Source organism: Humitalea sp. 24SJ18S-53, from assembly GCF_050632385.1.
GTDB lineage: Bacteria > Pseudomonadota > Alphaproteobacteria > Acetobacterales > Acetobacteraceae > Humitalea.
In genome coordinates this window covers 719,411-733,024 of record NZ_CP192599.1, presented here as the reverse complement: position 1 = coordinate 733,024, position 13,614 = coordinate 719,411, and the positions used below count along the sequence as shown (strand labels likewise).

Annotated in this window: 14 protein-coding genes and 1 tRNA gene; 12 read left to right on the top strand and 3 right to left on the bottom strand. The window is 68.9% G+C overall.

Annotated features, from left to right (window positions below):
• Positions 1 to 204: 204 nt before the first annotated feature.
• From ACQW02_RS03480 to panB, 3 genes are all read left to right on the top strand, one after another.
• Positions 205 to 555, top strand: coding sequence for a hypothetical protein (locus tag ACQW02_RS03480; protein ID WP_431283887.1), 351 nt, complete (start codon positions 205 to 207; stop codon positions 553 to 555).
• A gap of 186 nt (positions 556 to 741) precedes the next feature.
• Positions 742 to 1,062 (top strand): DMT family transporter, encoded by a 321-nt coding sequence (locus tag ACQW02_RS03475; RefSeq protein ID WP_431283886.1) that lies wholly within the window; start codon positions 742 to 744, stop codon positions 1,060 to 1,062.
• A gap of 190 nt (positions 1,063 to 1,252) precedes the next feature.
• The gene (panB, locus tag ACQW02_RS03470; protein ID WP_431283885.1) at positions 1,253 to 1,999 is read left to right on the top strand and encodes a 3-methyl-2-oxobutanoate hydroxymethyltransferase; all 747 of its coding nucleotides are present in this window, start codon (positions 1,253 to 1,255) and stop codon (positions 1,997 to 1,999) included.
• 132 nt (positions 2,000 to 2,131) lie between these two features.
• Here the strand turns inward: panB and ACQW02_RS03465 are convergent.
• Positions 2,132 to 2,206: transfer RNA gene (locus ACQW02_RS03465), tRNA-Gly, on the bottom strand.
• Between the two features lie 254 nt (positions 2,207 to 2,460).
• Between ACQW02_RS03465 and metZ the strand changes: the two genes are divergently transcribed.
• The 3 genes from metZ (at position 2,461) to ACQW02_RS03450 (ending at position 5,242) form a co-directional block, all read left to right on the top strand.
• Positions 2,461 to 3,819 carry an O-succinylhomoserine sulfhydrylase gene (metZ, locus tag ACQW02_RS03460; RefSeq protein ID WP_431283884.1) on the top strand — a complete coding sequence of 453 codons (1,359 nt, stop codon included), beginning with the start codon at positions 2,461 to 2,463 and terminating at the stop codon, positions 3,817 to 3,819.
• 10 nt (positions 3,820 to 3,829) lie between these two features.
• The gene (locus ACQW02_RS03455) at positions 3,830 to 4,447 is read left to right on the top strand and encodes a LysE family translocator (protein WP_431283883.1); all 618 of its coding nucleotides are present in this window, start codon (positions 3,830 to 3,832) and stop codon (positions 4,445 to 4,447) included.
• 201 nt (positions 4,448 to 4,648) lie between these two features.
• Complete coding sequence (locus ACQW02_RS03450; RefSeq protein ID WP_431283882.1) at positions 4,649 to 5,242, top strand: PEP-CTERM sorting domain-containing protein; 594 nt, start codon at positions 4,649 to 4,651, stop codon at positions 5,240 to 5,242.
• Between the two features lie 40 nt (positions 5,243 to 5,282).
• On the opposite strand, the gene ACQW02_RS03445 is transcribed toward ACQW02_RS03450, so the two are convergent.
• Positions 5,283 to 6,140 (bottom strand): SH3 domain-containing protein, encoded by an 858-nt coding sequence (locus tag ACQW02_RS03445; RefSeq protein WP_431283881.1) that lies wholly within the window; start codon positions 6,138 to 6,140, stop codon positions 5,283 to 5,285.
• A gap of 158 nt (positions 6,141 to 6,298) precedes the next feature.
• On the opposite strand from ACQW02_RS03445, the gene ACQW02_RS03440 reads away from it, so the two are divergent.
• The gene (locus tag ACQW02_RS03440) at positions 6,299 to 7,405 is read left to right on the top strand and encodes an acyltransferase family protein (RefSeq protein WP_431283880.1); all 1,107 of its coding nucleotides are present in this window, start codon (positions 6,299 to 6,301) and stop codon (positions 7,403 to 7,405) included.
• Between the two features lie 31 nt (positions 7,406 to 7,436).
• Here ACQW02_RS03440 and hemC read toward each other — a convergent pair whose 3' ends face one another.
• Positions 7,437 to 8,435 carry a hydroxymethylbilane synthase gene (gene hemC / locus ACQW02_RS03435; RefSeq protein WP_431286000.1) on the bottom strand — a complete coding sequence of 333 codons (999 nt, stop codon included), beginning with the start codon at positions 8,433 to 8,435 and terminating at the stop codon, positions 7,437 to 7,439.
• A 35-nt stretch (positions 8,436 to 8,470) separates the two neighbouring features.
• Here hemC and tsaD point away from each other — a divergent pair, with 35 nt between their 5' ends.
• From tsaD to pstC, 5 genes are all read left to right on the top strand, one after another.
• Positions 8,471 to 9,514: a tRNA (adenosine(37)-N6)-threonylcarbamoyltransferase complex transferase subunit TsaD gene (gene tsaD / locus ACQW02_RS03430; RefSeq protein WP_431283879.1), complete on the top strand. Its 1,044-nt coding sequence runs from the start codon at positions 8,471 to 8,473 to the stop codon at positions 9,512 to 9,514.
• A 40-nt stretch (positions 9,515 to 9,554) separates the two neighbouring features.
• A complete protein-coding gene (locus tag ACQW02_RS03425; RefSeq protein WP_431285999.1) occupies positions 9,555 to 10,382 on the top strand; it encodes a 23S rRNA (adenine(2030)-N(6))-methyltransferase RlmJ in 828 nt (275 codons plus the stop codon).
• Positions 10,383 to 11,363, top strand: a complete 981-nt coding sequence (locus ACQW02_RS03420) for an NAD(P)H-dependent glycerol-3-phosphate dehydrogenase (RefSeq protein WP_431283878.1) — start codon at positions 10,383 to 10,385, stop codon at positions 11,361 to 11,363.
• A 140-nt stretch (positions 11,364 to 11,503) separates the two neighbouring features.
• Entirely contained in the window at positions 11,504 to 12,556 is a 1,053-nt protein-coding gene (pstS, locus tag ACQW02_RS03415; RefSeq protein WP_431283877.1) for a phosphate ABC transporter substrate-binding protein PstS, read from the top strand.
• Positions 12,557 to 12,626: 70 nt separating this feature from the next.
• Positions 12,627 to 13,601, top strand: coding sequence for a phosphate ABC transporter permease subunit PstC (gene pstC / locus ACQW02_RS03410; RefSeq protein WP_431283876.1), 975 nt, complete (start codon positions 12,627 to 12,629; stop codon positions 13,599 to 13,601).
• Positions 13,602 to 13,614 lie beyond the last annotated feature (13 nt).

Sequence of the window (13,614 nt, the reverse complement as noted above, 5' to 3'; positions counted from 1 at the left end):
CCATCAAGTGATTCCCCCGCCCAAGTCATGACTCCGGGGCGCGACTCCGGGGCACGACTCCGGCCCCGCGCGCGTGTTGCATGGTGCCGTGACGGGGTCTTGCGCAAGCGTCTTTGCATATTCCGGCCAGAACGCGCAGCACGGATACGGGGGATTAAGAACCGTCAGCGCAAACCCCCTGCGTCTGCACACATGGAGGTTTCGATGTCGCTTCGTCGTGGGTTTTTCGGGTTGCTGCTGGGCACTGCCGTCATGGGCGCGGCGATTGGGTCGGCGCAGGCGCAATGCGATACCAGCTTCACCTTGCTGAACGAATCCGGATCGACCGTGAACGAGTTCTACTTCGGCTCCAGCAACCAGCAGTCCTGGGGCGTCGACCAGCTCGGCACCAACGTGCTGGCCAATGGCCGCACCATGAACTTCCGGGCGCGCAGCGCGGGGCGGAATGACTTCAAGGTGGTCTGGGCGAATGGCCAGACGGCGGAGATCATGCGCATCGACATCTGCTCCACGAGCCAGATCGTCGCGACGCGCCGGGGTATCGAGGCGCGCTGACGCGCGGCCGGTGGGGCCATGGCACCGTCTGGAAAGATGGCGCGGTGGTCCCGGCCGGGATGGCAGCATCAAGCATTGCAAAACAGCCTGGCCTGCGCGAAATAACGCATCGCGAGGCCACGTCCTTGTTCCCCGGCCACGGGGTTGAAGTCCGGGACGGCCCGGCCCTTGAATCCGAGGGCCGCCATGGCTTGGGTCTATCTCGTAACCGCCGGCATTCTTGAGATCGTCTGGGCCTATGCGATGAAGCAGTCGCACGGCTTTTCACGTCCTTGGCCGACCGCGATCATGCTCGTGACGATGGCCGGCAGCTTCGGCCTGCTCGCGTTGTCGATGCGAACCTTGCCGCTTGGCACGGCCTATACGATCTGGACCGGAATCGGCGCGGTCGGCGCTTTCCTGGTCGGCATCAGCCTTCTCGGCGAGGAGGTCACGGTGGCCCGCGTGATCGCGGCGGTGCTGATCGTCGCCGGCCTCGTGACCATGAAGCTGGCGAGTTCCCACTGACAGCGGCGTGGGCTTGAATCCGAAGGTGGTGCAAACTGCCGCCGGGGTCGATCTCCATCACCAAGCCACCGCAATGAAGTGAGCCGAAATGTCTACCGTGCCGCCTGAGTCCAAGTCTGAATCGCAGCGTCCCATCCGTCGCACCACTGTCCCCGATATCGCATCGCGCAAGCGCGGTGCGCCGATTGTCATGCTCACCGCCTATACCGCGCGTATGGCGGAGCTTCTTGATCGTCACTGCGACGTGCTGCTGGTGGGCGATAGCCTGGCGCAGACGATCTATGGCTTGCCGACGACACTGCCCGTGACGCTCGACATGATGATCGCGCATGGCGCGGCCGTGGTGCGGGGGTCGCGGCGCTGTCTGGTTGTCGTGGACATGCCGTTTGGAAGTTATGAGGAAAGCCCGCAACAGGCCTTCCGCTCCGCCGCGTCCCTGCTGCGCGAGACGGGTGCGGGCGCGGTGAAGCTGGAAGGCGGCGTGGAGATGGCGGAGACGGTCGCCTTCCTCCGGTCGCGGGGCATTCCCGTGATGGCGCATGTGGGGCTGACGCCGCAGGCGGTGAATGTCCTGGGCGGCTATGCGGCGCGTGGCCGGGGCGATGCCGATTATACGAAGATCTTCGACGACGCCGTCGCCGTCGCGCAGGCCGGTGCCTTCGCCGTCGTCATCGAGGGCGTGGTGGAGCCGCTGGCGCTGTCGATCATCGAGGCGATCGAATGCCCGACGATCGGCATCGGCGCATCGGCGAAATGCGACGGACAGGTTCTTGTGGTCGACGACATGCTGGGGATGTTCGACAGGACGGCCAGGTTCGTGAAGAGTTTCGACTCCCTGGGCGCGCGGATCGATGCCGCGGCCGAGGCCTATGCCGCATCGGTGCGGGAGCGCCGTTTTCCTGAGCAGCAGCACCTTTACCAACCGCCGTCCAAATAGGGGCTGGGGCGGGTGTCGCGGATCGTCGCCCGGGTTGGTGTAGGCGAAGGGCCAGGGGCCGATGCTGTTGCGCCGCGTCATGGCTGGCTCCACCGGGGGTGGAATGCCTGCGCGTGCGGTTGCCGGAGAAAATGGAGCGGGTGAGGGGAATTGAACCCCTGACATTCAGCTTGGGAAGCTGACGTTCTACCTCTGAACTACACCCGCCTTGCCCCCTTCATAACCGCCTCCCGCCCCACCCGTCCAGCCTCCCGCTTGACCCGCCCCCTCCCCCGCCGCTACCGATAGCGCCGGCGGTGACACCCGCCCCTCGCGATTTGTCCGGCCAGCTTGCGGCGAGGTCCCATTTGGGTCGTGTCCCTTCACCGGGCCGCGGAAAACAATCGCGCTAAACGGCCTGGTGTGTGCCCGCGCGGCCTACACTTGTCCGGGCCGGCCATGTCCAGTCGTCAGGTTCAGCCATGGCCAAGCCCAAGCCCACCAAGACCTACCGCCCCGCGACCCAGCTCGTCCGCGGCGGCACCGAACGTTCCGAACACGGGGAGACGTCAGAGGCGCTCTTCCTGACCTCCGGCTTCGTCTACGACAGCGCGGCCCAGGCCGAGGCGACGTTCAAGAACGAGGTCCAGCACTACCAGTACAGCCGCTTCGGCAACCCCACCGTCACCATGCTGGAATCCCGGCTGGCGGCGCTGGAGGGTGCGGAGGCCTGCATCGCCACCGCCACCGGCATGGCCGCCGTGCATGCGTCGATGCTGTCGCAGCTCAAGACCGGCGATCGCGTGGTCGCCGCCCGGGCGCTGTTCGGGTCGTGTCACTGGATCGTGTCCACCCTGCTGCCGCGCTACGGCATCCAGACCGAATTCGTCGATGGGCACGACCTCGACCAGTGGGAAGCCGCGTTCAAGAAGCCCTGCGCGATGGTGCTGCTGGAAACGCCGTCGAACCCGATGCTCGACCTGGTCGACCTGCGCGCGGTCAGCGACATGGCGCATAAGGTCGGCGCGCTGGTCGTGGTGGACAACGTCTTCGCTACCCCGCTGTTGCAGCGGCCGATGCAGTTCGGCGCCGATATCGTGGTCTATTCCGCGACCAAGCATTTCGACGGCCAGGGCCGCGTGCTGGGCGGGGCCGTGCTGGGCAACCAGAAGTGGGTGGATGAGGTGCTGCGCCCCTTCATCCGCAACACCGGACCCTCGATCAGCCCGTTCAACGCCTGGACCATCCTGAAGGGGTTGGAGACGCTGCACCTGCGCGTCCCCGCCATGTGTCGGGCCGCAGCCAGCATCGCCGACTTCCTGGCGGAGCGGGCGGAGGTCGCGCAGGTCCGCTACCCCTTCCGGCTCGACCATCCGCAGCATGCGCTGGCCAAGAAGCAGATGGGCGCCGGCGGCACCCTGGTCACGTTTGACGTGAAGGGTGGCAAGGATGCGACCTTCCGCGTGCTGGACGCGCTGCAACTGGTTGATATCTCGAACAACCTCGGCGACGCCAAGAGCCTGGTGACCCATCCCGCGACCACCACGCATATGCGTGTTGGGGCGGAGGAACGGGCGCGGCTGGGCATCTCGGACGGCAGCGTGCGCCTGTCGGTCGGGTTGGAGGATGTGTCGGACCTGATCGAGGACCTGGCCGCCGCGCTGGATGCCGCCGAACCGGCCAAGACCAAGCGCCGCGCCAAGCCGGCCGAGCCCGCGGCCGCCGCCCCCGAACCGGCCGCGAAACCGGCCCGTGCGGCGCCGAAGCGTCAGGAAGCCGATCTGTTCGCCGATGCGATGCGCGACCTGCTGCGGCCCTTGCAGCCGACCGGCGAAAAATGAGCTCCCACACATGACCTGGGCGACCTGGGCCGCCTTCTGCGCCGCCGCCATCGCCATGCTGGTGATCCCGGGGCCGACCATCCTGTTGGTGATCGGCCAGTCGCTGGGGGTCGCCACCGGGCGGTGGCGGCGGGTGCTGCCGCTGGTGGCCGGGGTCGCGGCGGGCGATGCGCTGGCCATGACGGTGTCGCTGGCGGGGCTGGGGGCGGTGCTCGCGGCCTCGGCCCATGCTTTCACCGTGTTGAAATGGGTGGGGGCCGCCTATCTGGTTTGGCTCGGCATCAAGCTCTGGCGGGCGCCGGTCGGGGATGCGGCGCCGGTGCTGCCGCCCGGGCGGGCCGCACGCCAGGCCTTTGTGGTGACGGCGCTGAACCCCAAGGGCATCGCCTTCTTCACCGCCTTTGTGCCGCAGTTCCTTAATGCGGGGCAGCCGTTCCTGCCGCAGGCGGCGCTGCTGACGGTGACCTTCGTCAGCCTGGGCGCGGTGAATGCCGCGGCCTATGCGGTGCTGGCGGGGCGACTGTCCGGCGCGGTCCAGAGGCCCGCGATGCGGCGTGGATTCAACCGCCTCGGCGGCGGTGTATTGATCACGGCGGGGGTCGCGACCGCGGCGATGCGCCGGGCCTGACCAACGCGGGGCGCGCAACACCGCCCCACGCGCTTGCGAGAAAATCTGGTCAACAAACGTTACACATTTTTTGTAAGCCATGCGCGGCTGTCAGGAAGTCTTTGCTTTCAAAGCAATATTCTTCCTGGCCCCGGATTTGCGTAACGCTTTCCCATCGAAACCAACCGCTCCCGCGGCCGGGTCTTTCAAGGGGAACAGACGATGTCATTGACTGCTGCCGCAACACGCCGGGCGGGCTTCGCCGCCGGCCTCGCGATGGTCACCTGGCTCCTGAACGCAGGCATCGCCGCCGCGGCCCCCATCACCTATTCCATCAATCAGACCATCGGCGCGGGCAGCGTGGTCGGCACGATTGAAACAGACGGGACCACCGGTGTGCTCAGCACCGGCGATATCACCGGTTTCGCGCTGACCCTGAACGGCGTGGGTGCCAGCACGGTCATCACCAACCTGGACAGCGTCGTGCTGGTGGCCGGAAATGCCCTGACCGCGACGGTGACCAACCTGCTGTTCAACTTCAGCGGAACCCCCGGGGCCTATCTGCTGTTCCAGGAAAACACGTTCTCCGGCACGCGCTATTACTGCGACGCGACCAACACTGACGTCTGCTACCAGGGTTCCAGTGTCGTTCCGCAGTCGATCTTCAGCGCCTCCGCGCAGAATGTCGCCATGAGCGGCAACCAGGTCATCGCGACCGCCGCCGGCACGCCCGTTCCCGAACCGGCGTCACTGGCCCTGTTCGGCGTCGGCCTTGCCGGCCTCGGCTGCCTGGCCCGCCGCCGCAAGGCGGTCTGACCCGGGCGCCGCAAGGCGCCCTGGCCCGGGCGCAGCGCCGCTACCGCACCAGTTCGAAGGCCCCATCGCCCGACCGGTCGGCCAGTTGCACCGTCTGGGCAAAATTATCCCGTCGCGCCAGGTTGGTCGCGACCAGGGTCCGCAGGGCCGCGAAACCGGAATTGTCGGCCGCCTGGGCCGCCACGCGGGTCGGCAGCAGGGTGAAGGCGTTGTTGGGCGCGTAGCCCGTGATCCCGCCCGCCGCATCGACGAAGGCAAAGCCGCCGGGCGCGGCGCGGATGGTGACCTGCTGTCCGGCCGACAGGCGCCCGGTTTCCGGCGCGTTGTTTTCCGGCCGCAGGCGCAGCGGAAGGGCTGCCGACGCCGCCGCGCGGGTCCCGCCCCCGACCGTCGGGTCGCGCAGGCTGGCGGCGCGGGTGCCGGGGGCCGCGGCCTCCACCGCCGCGTCGATGCGCGCGGCGCGGCTGGCCATTTCGGCGCGAATGCGGTTGGCGCGGGCCAGGTCCTGGCGCAGGCGGCCATTGGCGGCGGCCAGGCGGGTGGGCAGTTCGGCCGGCGGGAAGACGCCGCTGGCGGCGTCGGAGCGGACCACCCGCACCTCGGTCCAGCGGCAATACAGCAGCGCGTCGAAGGAAATCTGCAACCGCTCGATCGCGGCGTTTTCCCGCGTCAGTTCGGCCTCCATCTCGGCGGCCGTGGGCGGGCCCTGGCGGCGCGGCGGGCTGCCGAACAGGTCTCCGGCATTGACGAAGACCACGACCTGGGGGCCGCACATGTCGTCGGGGCTGGCCGCCGCGCTCGTGGTGGGCGTGCCGCCCCCGGGGGTGCAGGCGCCGAGCGCAAGGGCGCCGGTAAGGGCCGTGGCCAGAATCCGAATGCGGGCCTGCGGGTGCGCCATTGCGTCGTGACTTTCCAATATCCGGGCTGCGATCGGCCGGAGTGAACGAGCCATGCGCCCACCGCGCAACCCCCGAGCCGCGGAGGGTCAGCTTTTTATTGCGATAAAAAATTAAATTCGATACCGTTACGGCCGTTAGCGGTTTGCATCGTGCCTCGATGGATGCGCCCTCCGAGAAAAGGACGACCATCGTGCATCCAGTCACGTCCCTCTACCTTGATGCGGTTCGCTTTTCGGCGGCGATGCTGGTGCTGGTGGGCCATCTCGCCGCGCAACGCTTCACCGACGGGCTATTCTGGCAGGTTGCGCCGTACAAGGCCGATGCCGTGACGGTGTTTTTCGTCCTCAGTGGCTACGTCATTGCCTACGTGTCGGACGGCCGTGAGACCACCGCACGCTCCTACGCCATGGCCCGCGTGGCACGAATCGCTTCGGTCGGCGTGCCCGCCCTGGTGCTGGCCTATTGGCTGGACCGGTGGGGCATGATGCTGCGGCCCGACCTGCAAGCCGCAGGCCTGAGTTACGATGTCACGAGGCTTGAGCAGGACTACTTGCGCAACGTGGTGTTCCTGGGGCGCATCTGGTTCGATGAACGGCTTCCCGGATCGATGGGCCCGTGGTGGTCGCTCAATTACGAGGTCTGGTACTATGTCGCTTTCGGACTGATCCTGTTCGCCCGTGGTGCCGTGCGGCTGACGGCGCTCGGGCTTCTCCTGTTGGTGCTCGGCCCGTTTGTCGCGTTGCATTGGCCCATTTGGTTGATGGGTGTTGGCGCCTATGCGCTACGCGACCGCTTGTCGCCCCGGGCCGGCCTATGGCTGGCGCTGCTGGCTGCGGTCGCGATACTGCCGGTCGCGGGGTGGGGTTTCCCGCCCCTGGAATTTCCCGTCGAGTTGACGCCCGCAGCGCTGGGGCGACGGTATGCCATCGGTGGGCTGTTCGCGGCCCATCTGATCGGCGTGGCTGCCGCGGCGCCCATGCTTGGGCGGCCCCCGAGATGGTTGGTCGGGGCCGTTCGATGGCTCGCGGGCGCGACCTTCACGATCTACCTGTTGCACTTGCCGGTGGCGCATTTTCTGACGACGGTGCTGCCCTGGCCGCCGAGAGAAACTGCGTCCCGTGCCGCGATGTACGGCATCACGCTGGTCGTGCTGTTCGCCGTCGCCGCCGTCACGGAACGCCGCAAGGACCTATGGCGCCGCTGGATCGAGGCGCTGGCGGCGCGATCGGTTCCCATGGTCAAGAAACTCGCTGCAGGGCCCTGACTGTCTGGAGTCCGCGCAGGATCGCCCCCTGTCAGCCAAAAATATCCGCCGGGCAATCGGCCCGCAGCCCTTCGCCCAGTTCCCGCCCGATCCGCGCGGCATCGGCCGCCGCCCCGCGCACCGACCGCTTCAGCAGGAAACTGCCATCCGGCCGGGCGACCAGGCCGGTCAGGTGCAGGCTGCCATCCGGCAGCAGCCGCGCATGCCCGCCGATGGGGGTGCGGCAGGACCCGTCCAGGGCCGCCAGCATCGCCCGTTCCGCCTGGGAGACGGCGGCGGCTTCCCGATCCTCGATCCCGCTCAGCAGTTCCAGCAGTTCGACGTTGGCGGCGCGGCAGGTGACGCCGACGATGCCCTGGCCGGCGGCGGGGACCATCGCCTCGGGGTCCAGCACCAGGGAGGCTTCGTGTTCCAGGCCGAGCCGGCGCAGGCCGGCGAGGGCGAGCAGCGTGGCGTCGAAGCCGCCGGCGCGGACCTTATCCAGGCGGCTTTGCACATTGCCGCGGATCATCGCCACGGTCAGGTCGGGGCGCGCGGCCAGCACCTGGGCCTGGCGGCGCAGGCTGGCGGTGCCGATGGTGGCGCCGACCGGCAGGCAGGCATAGGGATCGGCCGGGTCGGGCTGGCCGCAGCCGGCGCCGAGGACCAGCGCGTCGCGCGCATCCTCGCGCTTCAGGGTGCAGGCCAGGACGATGCCAGGGGGCATCTCGGTTTCCAGGTCCTTCAGGCTATGGACGGCGAAATCCACCCGCCCATCCAGCAGGGCCTCGTGGATTTCCTTGGCGAAGAGGCCCTTGCCGCCGATGTCGGCCAGGCGGCGGTCCTGGATCTGGTCGCCGGAGGTGGCGATCACATGTTCCTCGAACGCATCCACCGCGCGGAGCACAGGGCAGAATCCGGTAATGATCTCAAGGAAGTGTCGTGTCTGCCAAAGCGCCAGCGGCGAACCGCGGGTGCCGACGCGCAGCGGCAGGCCATGCGAATGGGCGGGCACGCGGCGCCCGGGGTGCAGGGAGTGGCCAGGAGACATGGCTTTGGACATGGCGGCGTCATAGAACCCCGTTCGTGGAACGCATAGATCACCTGACCGGCCCCGTCCTCGGAATCGAAAGCAGTTGCGACGAAACCGCCGCCGCCGTGCTCGCCGCGGACGGGACCATTTTGGCCGAGGTGGTGCGGTCGCAACTGGCGGAACATGTGGCCTTTGGCGGGGTGGTGCCGGAAATCGCCGCCCGCGCGCATCTGGCGCATCTGCCGGCGCTGGTGGCGCGGGTGCTGGAGGAGGCCGGGATCGGCCCGCAAGACCTGGGCGGAATCGCCGCGACATCCGGCCCCGGGCTGATCGGCGGGTTGGTGGTGGGGGCCAGTTTCGCCAAGGGCATGGCGCTGGCGAACCAAAAGCCCTTCATCGCCGTGAACCATCTGGAGGCGCATGCGCTGACCCCGCGGCTGCCGAGCCTGGGCGCGCCGCCGGCCTTTCCCTACCTGCTGCTGCTGCTGTCGGGCGGGCATTGCCAATGCGTCGCGGTCGAGGGGCTGGGCCAATACCGCCGCCTGGGCAGCACGCTGGATGATGCGATCGGCGAGGCTTTTGACAAATCCGCCAAGATTCTGGGGCTGGGCTGGCCCGGCGGGCCCTTGCTGGAACGGCTGGCGGCGACGGGGGATGCAAAGCGCGCGCCCCTGCCCCGCCCTCTTTTCGGGCGGGCGGGGTGCGATTTCTCCTTTTCCGGGTTGAAGACGGCGGTCGCCCAGAAGGCGGCGAAGGCGACCTGCGACCAGGATCGTGCGGATTTGGCGGCGGGGTTCCAGGCCTCGGTCGCGGCGGTGCTGGCCGATCGGGCGGCGCATGCGTTGGCGATGATCGACGGCCCGACCGCGATGGTCGTGGCCGGCGGGGTCGCGGCCAATGGCGCGGTGCGGGCGGCGCTGGCGGGGGTCGCGGCGCGGGCGGGGCTGCCGCTGGTGGCGCCGCCGATCCGGCTGTGTACGGACAACGCGGTGATGGTCGCCTGGGCCGGGATCGAGCGGCTGCGTGCCGGGGATCGCGATCCTGTCGGGCATGCGCCGCGCCCGCGCTGGCCGCTGGATACGCTCACCGCGCCTTGAGGCCCTTGCGTCCTGGCCGCCGCCCCCCGACAAGGCGCCGGTGAATTATCGCCACGCCTTCCATGCCGGAAATTTCGCCGATTGCGTCAAGCACGCGCTGCTGCACGCGCTGCTGGATGCCCTGCTGAAAAAGCCCGCGCCCTTTGCCGTGCTGGATACCCATGCCGGGCGCGGGCGCTATGACCTGTCGTCGGACGAGGCGCGGCGCACCGGCGAATGGCTGACCGGGATCGGGCGGCTGCTGGAGATCACGGACGGCCCGCTGGCACCCTGGGTCGCAGCGATGAATGGCGCCGGGGCGCCGGTGACCTATCCGGGGTCGCCGCTGCAGATCCGCGACCGGTTGCGCCCGGACGACCGGCTGCTGGCCTGCGAACTGCACCCCGAGGATCACGCGGCCCTGGCGCAATTGTTCCGCCGCGACGCGCAGGTTGCCGTGCACAAGCGCGATGCCTGGGAGGCTTTGCGCGCCCTGACCCCCTTCCCCGAACGTCGCGGCCTGGTGCTGATCGATCCGCCCTTTGAGGAGCCGGGCGAATTCGGCCGCCTGGCGACGGGCCTCGCCCTGGTGAACCACCGCTTCCGCGCCGCCATCCAGGCCGCCTGGTATCCGATCAAGCATCGCGCGCCGGTCCGGGCGTTTCATACCGACTTGGCCGATAGCGGCGTTCGCGACGTGCTGGATTGCCAGTTGTGGCTGCGGGAGCCGACCGATGCCGACCGGCTGAACGGCTGCGGGCTGGTGGTGGTGAACCCGCCCTGGGGCTTTGCCGAGGCGGCGACGGAGATCCTTCAGGCTTTGCTTGCACGCCTGGGCAATGGCGAGGCCGGCCAGGGCTGCGCCGTCACCATGCTGGTGCCGGAGTAGATGGCCCGCATCGCCGTCATCGGCGCCGGGGCCTGGGGCACGGCGCTGGCGATCCAGGCGGCCCGCGCCGGGCGGGACGTGGCGCTTTGGGTCCGCATGCCGGAACGCGCGGCCGATATGGCCGCCACCCGCCGCAACGACGCGCATCTGGCGGGCATCGCCCTGCCCGAGTCCATGCGCATCACCTCCGATGCGCGGCAGGCCCTGGAGGGTGCGGCACTCATCGTGCTGGCGGTGCCGACGCAGCATCTGGCCTCGGTCCTCGCCACCCTGCCCGCGCATGACGCGCCCTTGCTGCTGGCGGCCAAGGGGGTCGAGCGCACGACCCTGCGCCTGCCGACCGAAATCGCCACCGGCCTGCGGCCCGATGCGGTCATCGGCGTGCTCTCCGGCCCCAATTTCGCGGCCGAGGTCGCCGCCGGCCTGCCCGCGGCGGCCGTGGTGGCCAGCCTGGACGATGCGTTCCGCGCGCAGGTCCCGGATTTGCTGGGCACCCCCTCCTTCCGGCTCTACGCCGGGGATGACCCGATCGGGGCCGAGGTCGGGGGGGCCGCGAAAAACGTCATCGCCATCGCCGCCGGGGCGGTGATCGGCGCGGGACTCGGCGAAAACGCCCGTGCCGCCCTGGTCACCCGGGGCCTGGCCGAAATCGCGCGGCTGGCCGTGGCGCTGGGCGGGCGGGCGGAGACGGTGGCGGGGCTGTCGGGCCTGGGCGACCTGCTGCTGACCTGCACCGGGGCCGCCAGCCGGAACTTTTCCTTCGGCCTCGCCCTGGGGCGGGGTGAGACCGCGGCGGCCATCCTGGCTGGCCGCACAAGTGTCACAGAAGGCGTGGCGACCGCCCCGGCCCTGGTCGCGCGCGCGGCGCGGGCGGGGGTGGAAATGCCCATCGCCGCAGCCGTGGCGGCGGTGCTGGACGGCGCGATCAGCCTGTCGGGCGCGGTTGACGGGCTGCTGGGGCGCCCGCGCGGGCGGGAATAGTCACAGACAACTACCCTGGGTTGTCGCCATCACTGTCATCTTACCTTCATAAATCTGCAATCGTGGCGTCGCCCTGGCGACCTAGAAGCGCCTCGCCGGCCGACCCAGGTCAGCCTTTCTTATCGGGGAGTTTCCCAAGCATGCTTATCACCCGCCGCAGCGCATTGTTCACCAGCGCCGCCGCCCTCGCCGCGCCCAGCATCGGTTTTGCCCAGGGCGCCGCCGCCCCGGTCACGGGCGCGGGCGCGTCCTTCCCGGCGCCGATCTACCAGAAGTGGGCCGAAGCGGCCCGTTCGGGGATCAGCGTCGCCGTGAACTACCAGTCGGTCGGCTCGGGCGCGGGCCTGGCGCAGATCCGCAACCGCACGGTCGATTTCGGCGCGTCGGACGCCCCGATGCCGGCGGCGCAGATCGCCGAGGGCAAGTTCCTCCAGTTCCCGACCGTCATGGGTTCGCTGGTCGCCATCGTGAACCTGCCCGGGATTGCCGATAACCAGTTGAAGATGACCGGCGAGATCCTGGCCGACATCTACCTCGGCAAGATCACCCGCTGGAACGACCCGCGCATCGTCGCGATCAACGCCGGCGTGACCCTGCCGAGCCTGGCGATCGCGCCGGTCTATCGCGCCGATGGCTCGGGCACGACCTTCATCTGGGTGTCCTACCTGTCGGCCGTGTCGCCGGAATGGAAAGACAAGGTTGGCGCCGGCACCTCCGTCCGCTGGCCAGTCGGCAATGGCGCCCGTGGCAACGAGGGCGTGGCCGCGACCGTGCGCAACACGCGCGGTGCGATCGGCTATGTCGAGAATGCCTATGCCATCCAGAACCGCCTGACCTCGACGCAGTTGAAGAACAAGGCCGGCAACTTCGTCGAGCCGAACACGGCGAACTTCACCGCCGCCGCCGCGAACGCCGATTGGACCGTGCCGAACTTCGCCGCCTCCATCATCGACACGGCGGGCGCCAATTCCTGGCCGATCGTCGGGCCGACCTGGGTGATCGTGCCGCTGGAGCCGACCGATGCGACCCGCGCGCTGAACACGCTGCGGTTCTTCGACTGGGCCTACAAGTCGGGCGATGCCCTGGCGCATGAGCTGGAATACATCCCGCTGCCGGACGCGGTGAAGACCGCGGTGCGGGCGACCTGGAGCGGCGTCAAGGGCCCGAACGGCGCGGCCGTCTGGTCCGCCTGATCACACCCGGGGTGACGCCGTGACGGCGTCACCCCTTCTACCTGCGCGATCCTTGGCCGGAGCGGACCCCTTGTCGCAATCAACAGCCATCCTGGGGGCGCCGATAGCCGCCCCTCGCCGCAAGTCGGGCGCCTCCTTGGGCGATACGCTCTTCGCCGGGGCCTGCACCTCGGCCGGTGTCATCGTGCTGCTGCTGCTCGGCGGCATCATCGTCGAATTGTTCATCGGCGGCTGGCCCGCCTTCCGGACCTTCGGCCTCGGCTTCGTCACCGGCGTCGAATGGGACCCGGTGGCCGAGGTTTTTGGCGCCGGCGTGTCGATCTACGGCACCATCGTCACCGCCGTGCTGGCGCTGCTGCTGGCCGTGCCGCTGGCCTTTGGCGTCGCCTTCTATTTGACCGAACTGGCGCCGCCCTGGCTGCGCGGGCCGGTCGGCACCGCGATCGAATTGCTGGCCGCCGTGCCATCGATCATCTACGGCATGTGGGGCTTCTTCCTGCTGGCGCCGATCATGGCCAGCACCGTGCAGCCCTGGATGATCGACACCATCGGCGAAGTGCCGATCATCGGGGCGCTGTTCCAGGGCCCGGCCTTCGGCACCGGCATCTTTACCGCGGCCCTGGTGCTGGCGGTCATGGTGCTGCCCTTCATCGCCGCGACCATGCGCGATGTCTTCCTGCAGGTCCCGCAGGTCTACAAGGAAAGCGCCTATGGCCTGGGGGCCACGACCTGGGAGGTCGTGAAGGGCGTCGTGCTGCCCTATACCCGCATCTCGGTCGCCGGCGGCATCATGCTGGGCCTGGGGCGCGCATTGGGTGAGACGATGGCGGTGACCTTCGTCATCGGCAACGCCAACCGCATCTCCACCTCGCTCTTCGGTTCGGGCAACACCATCGCCTCGATCGTGGCGCTGGAGTTCGGCGAAAGCGAATTGGGCAGCCTGAAGCTCTCGGCGCTGCTGGCGCTCGGCTTCATCCTCTTCGTCATTTCCTTCATCGTGCTGGCGGCCTCGCGCCTGCTGCTGCGCCCCAAGATCGGCTCGTGAGAGAGGATATCGG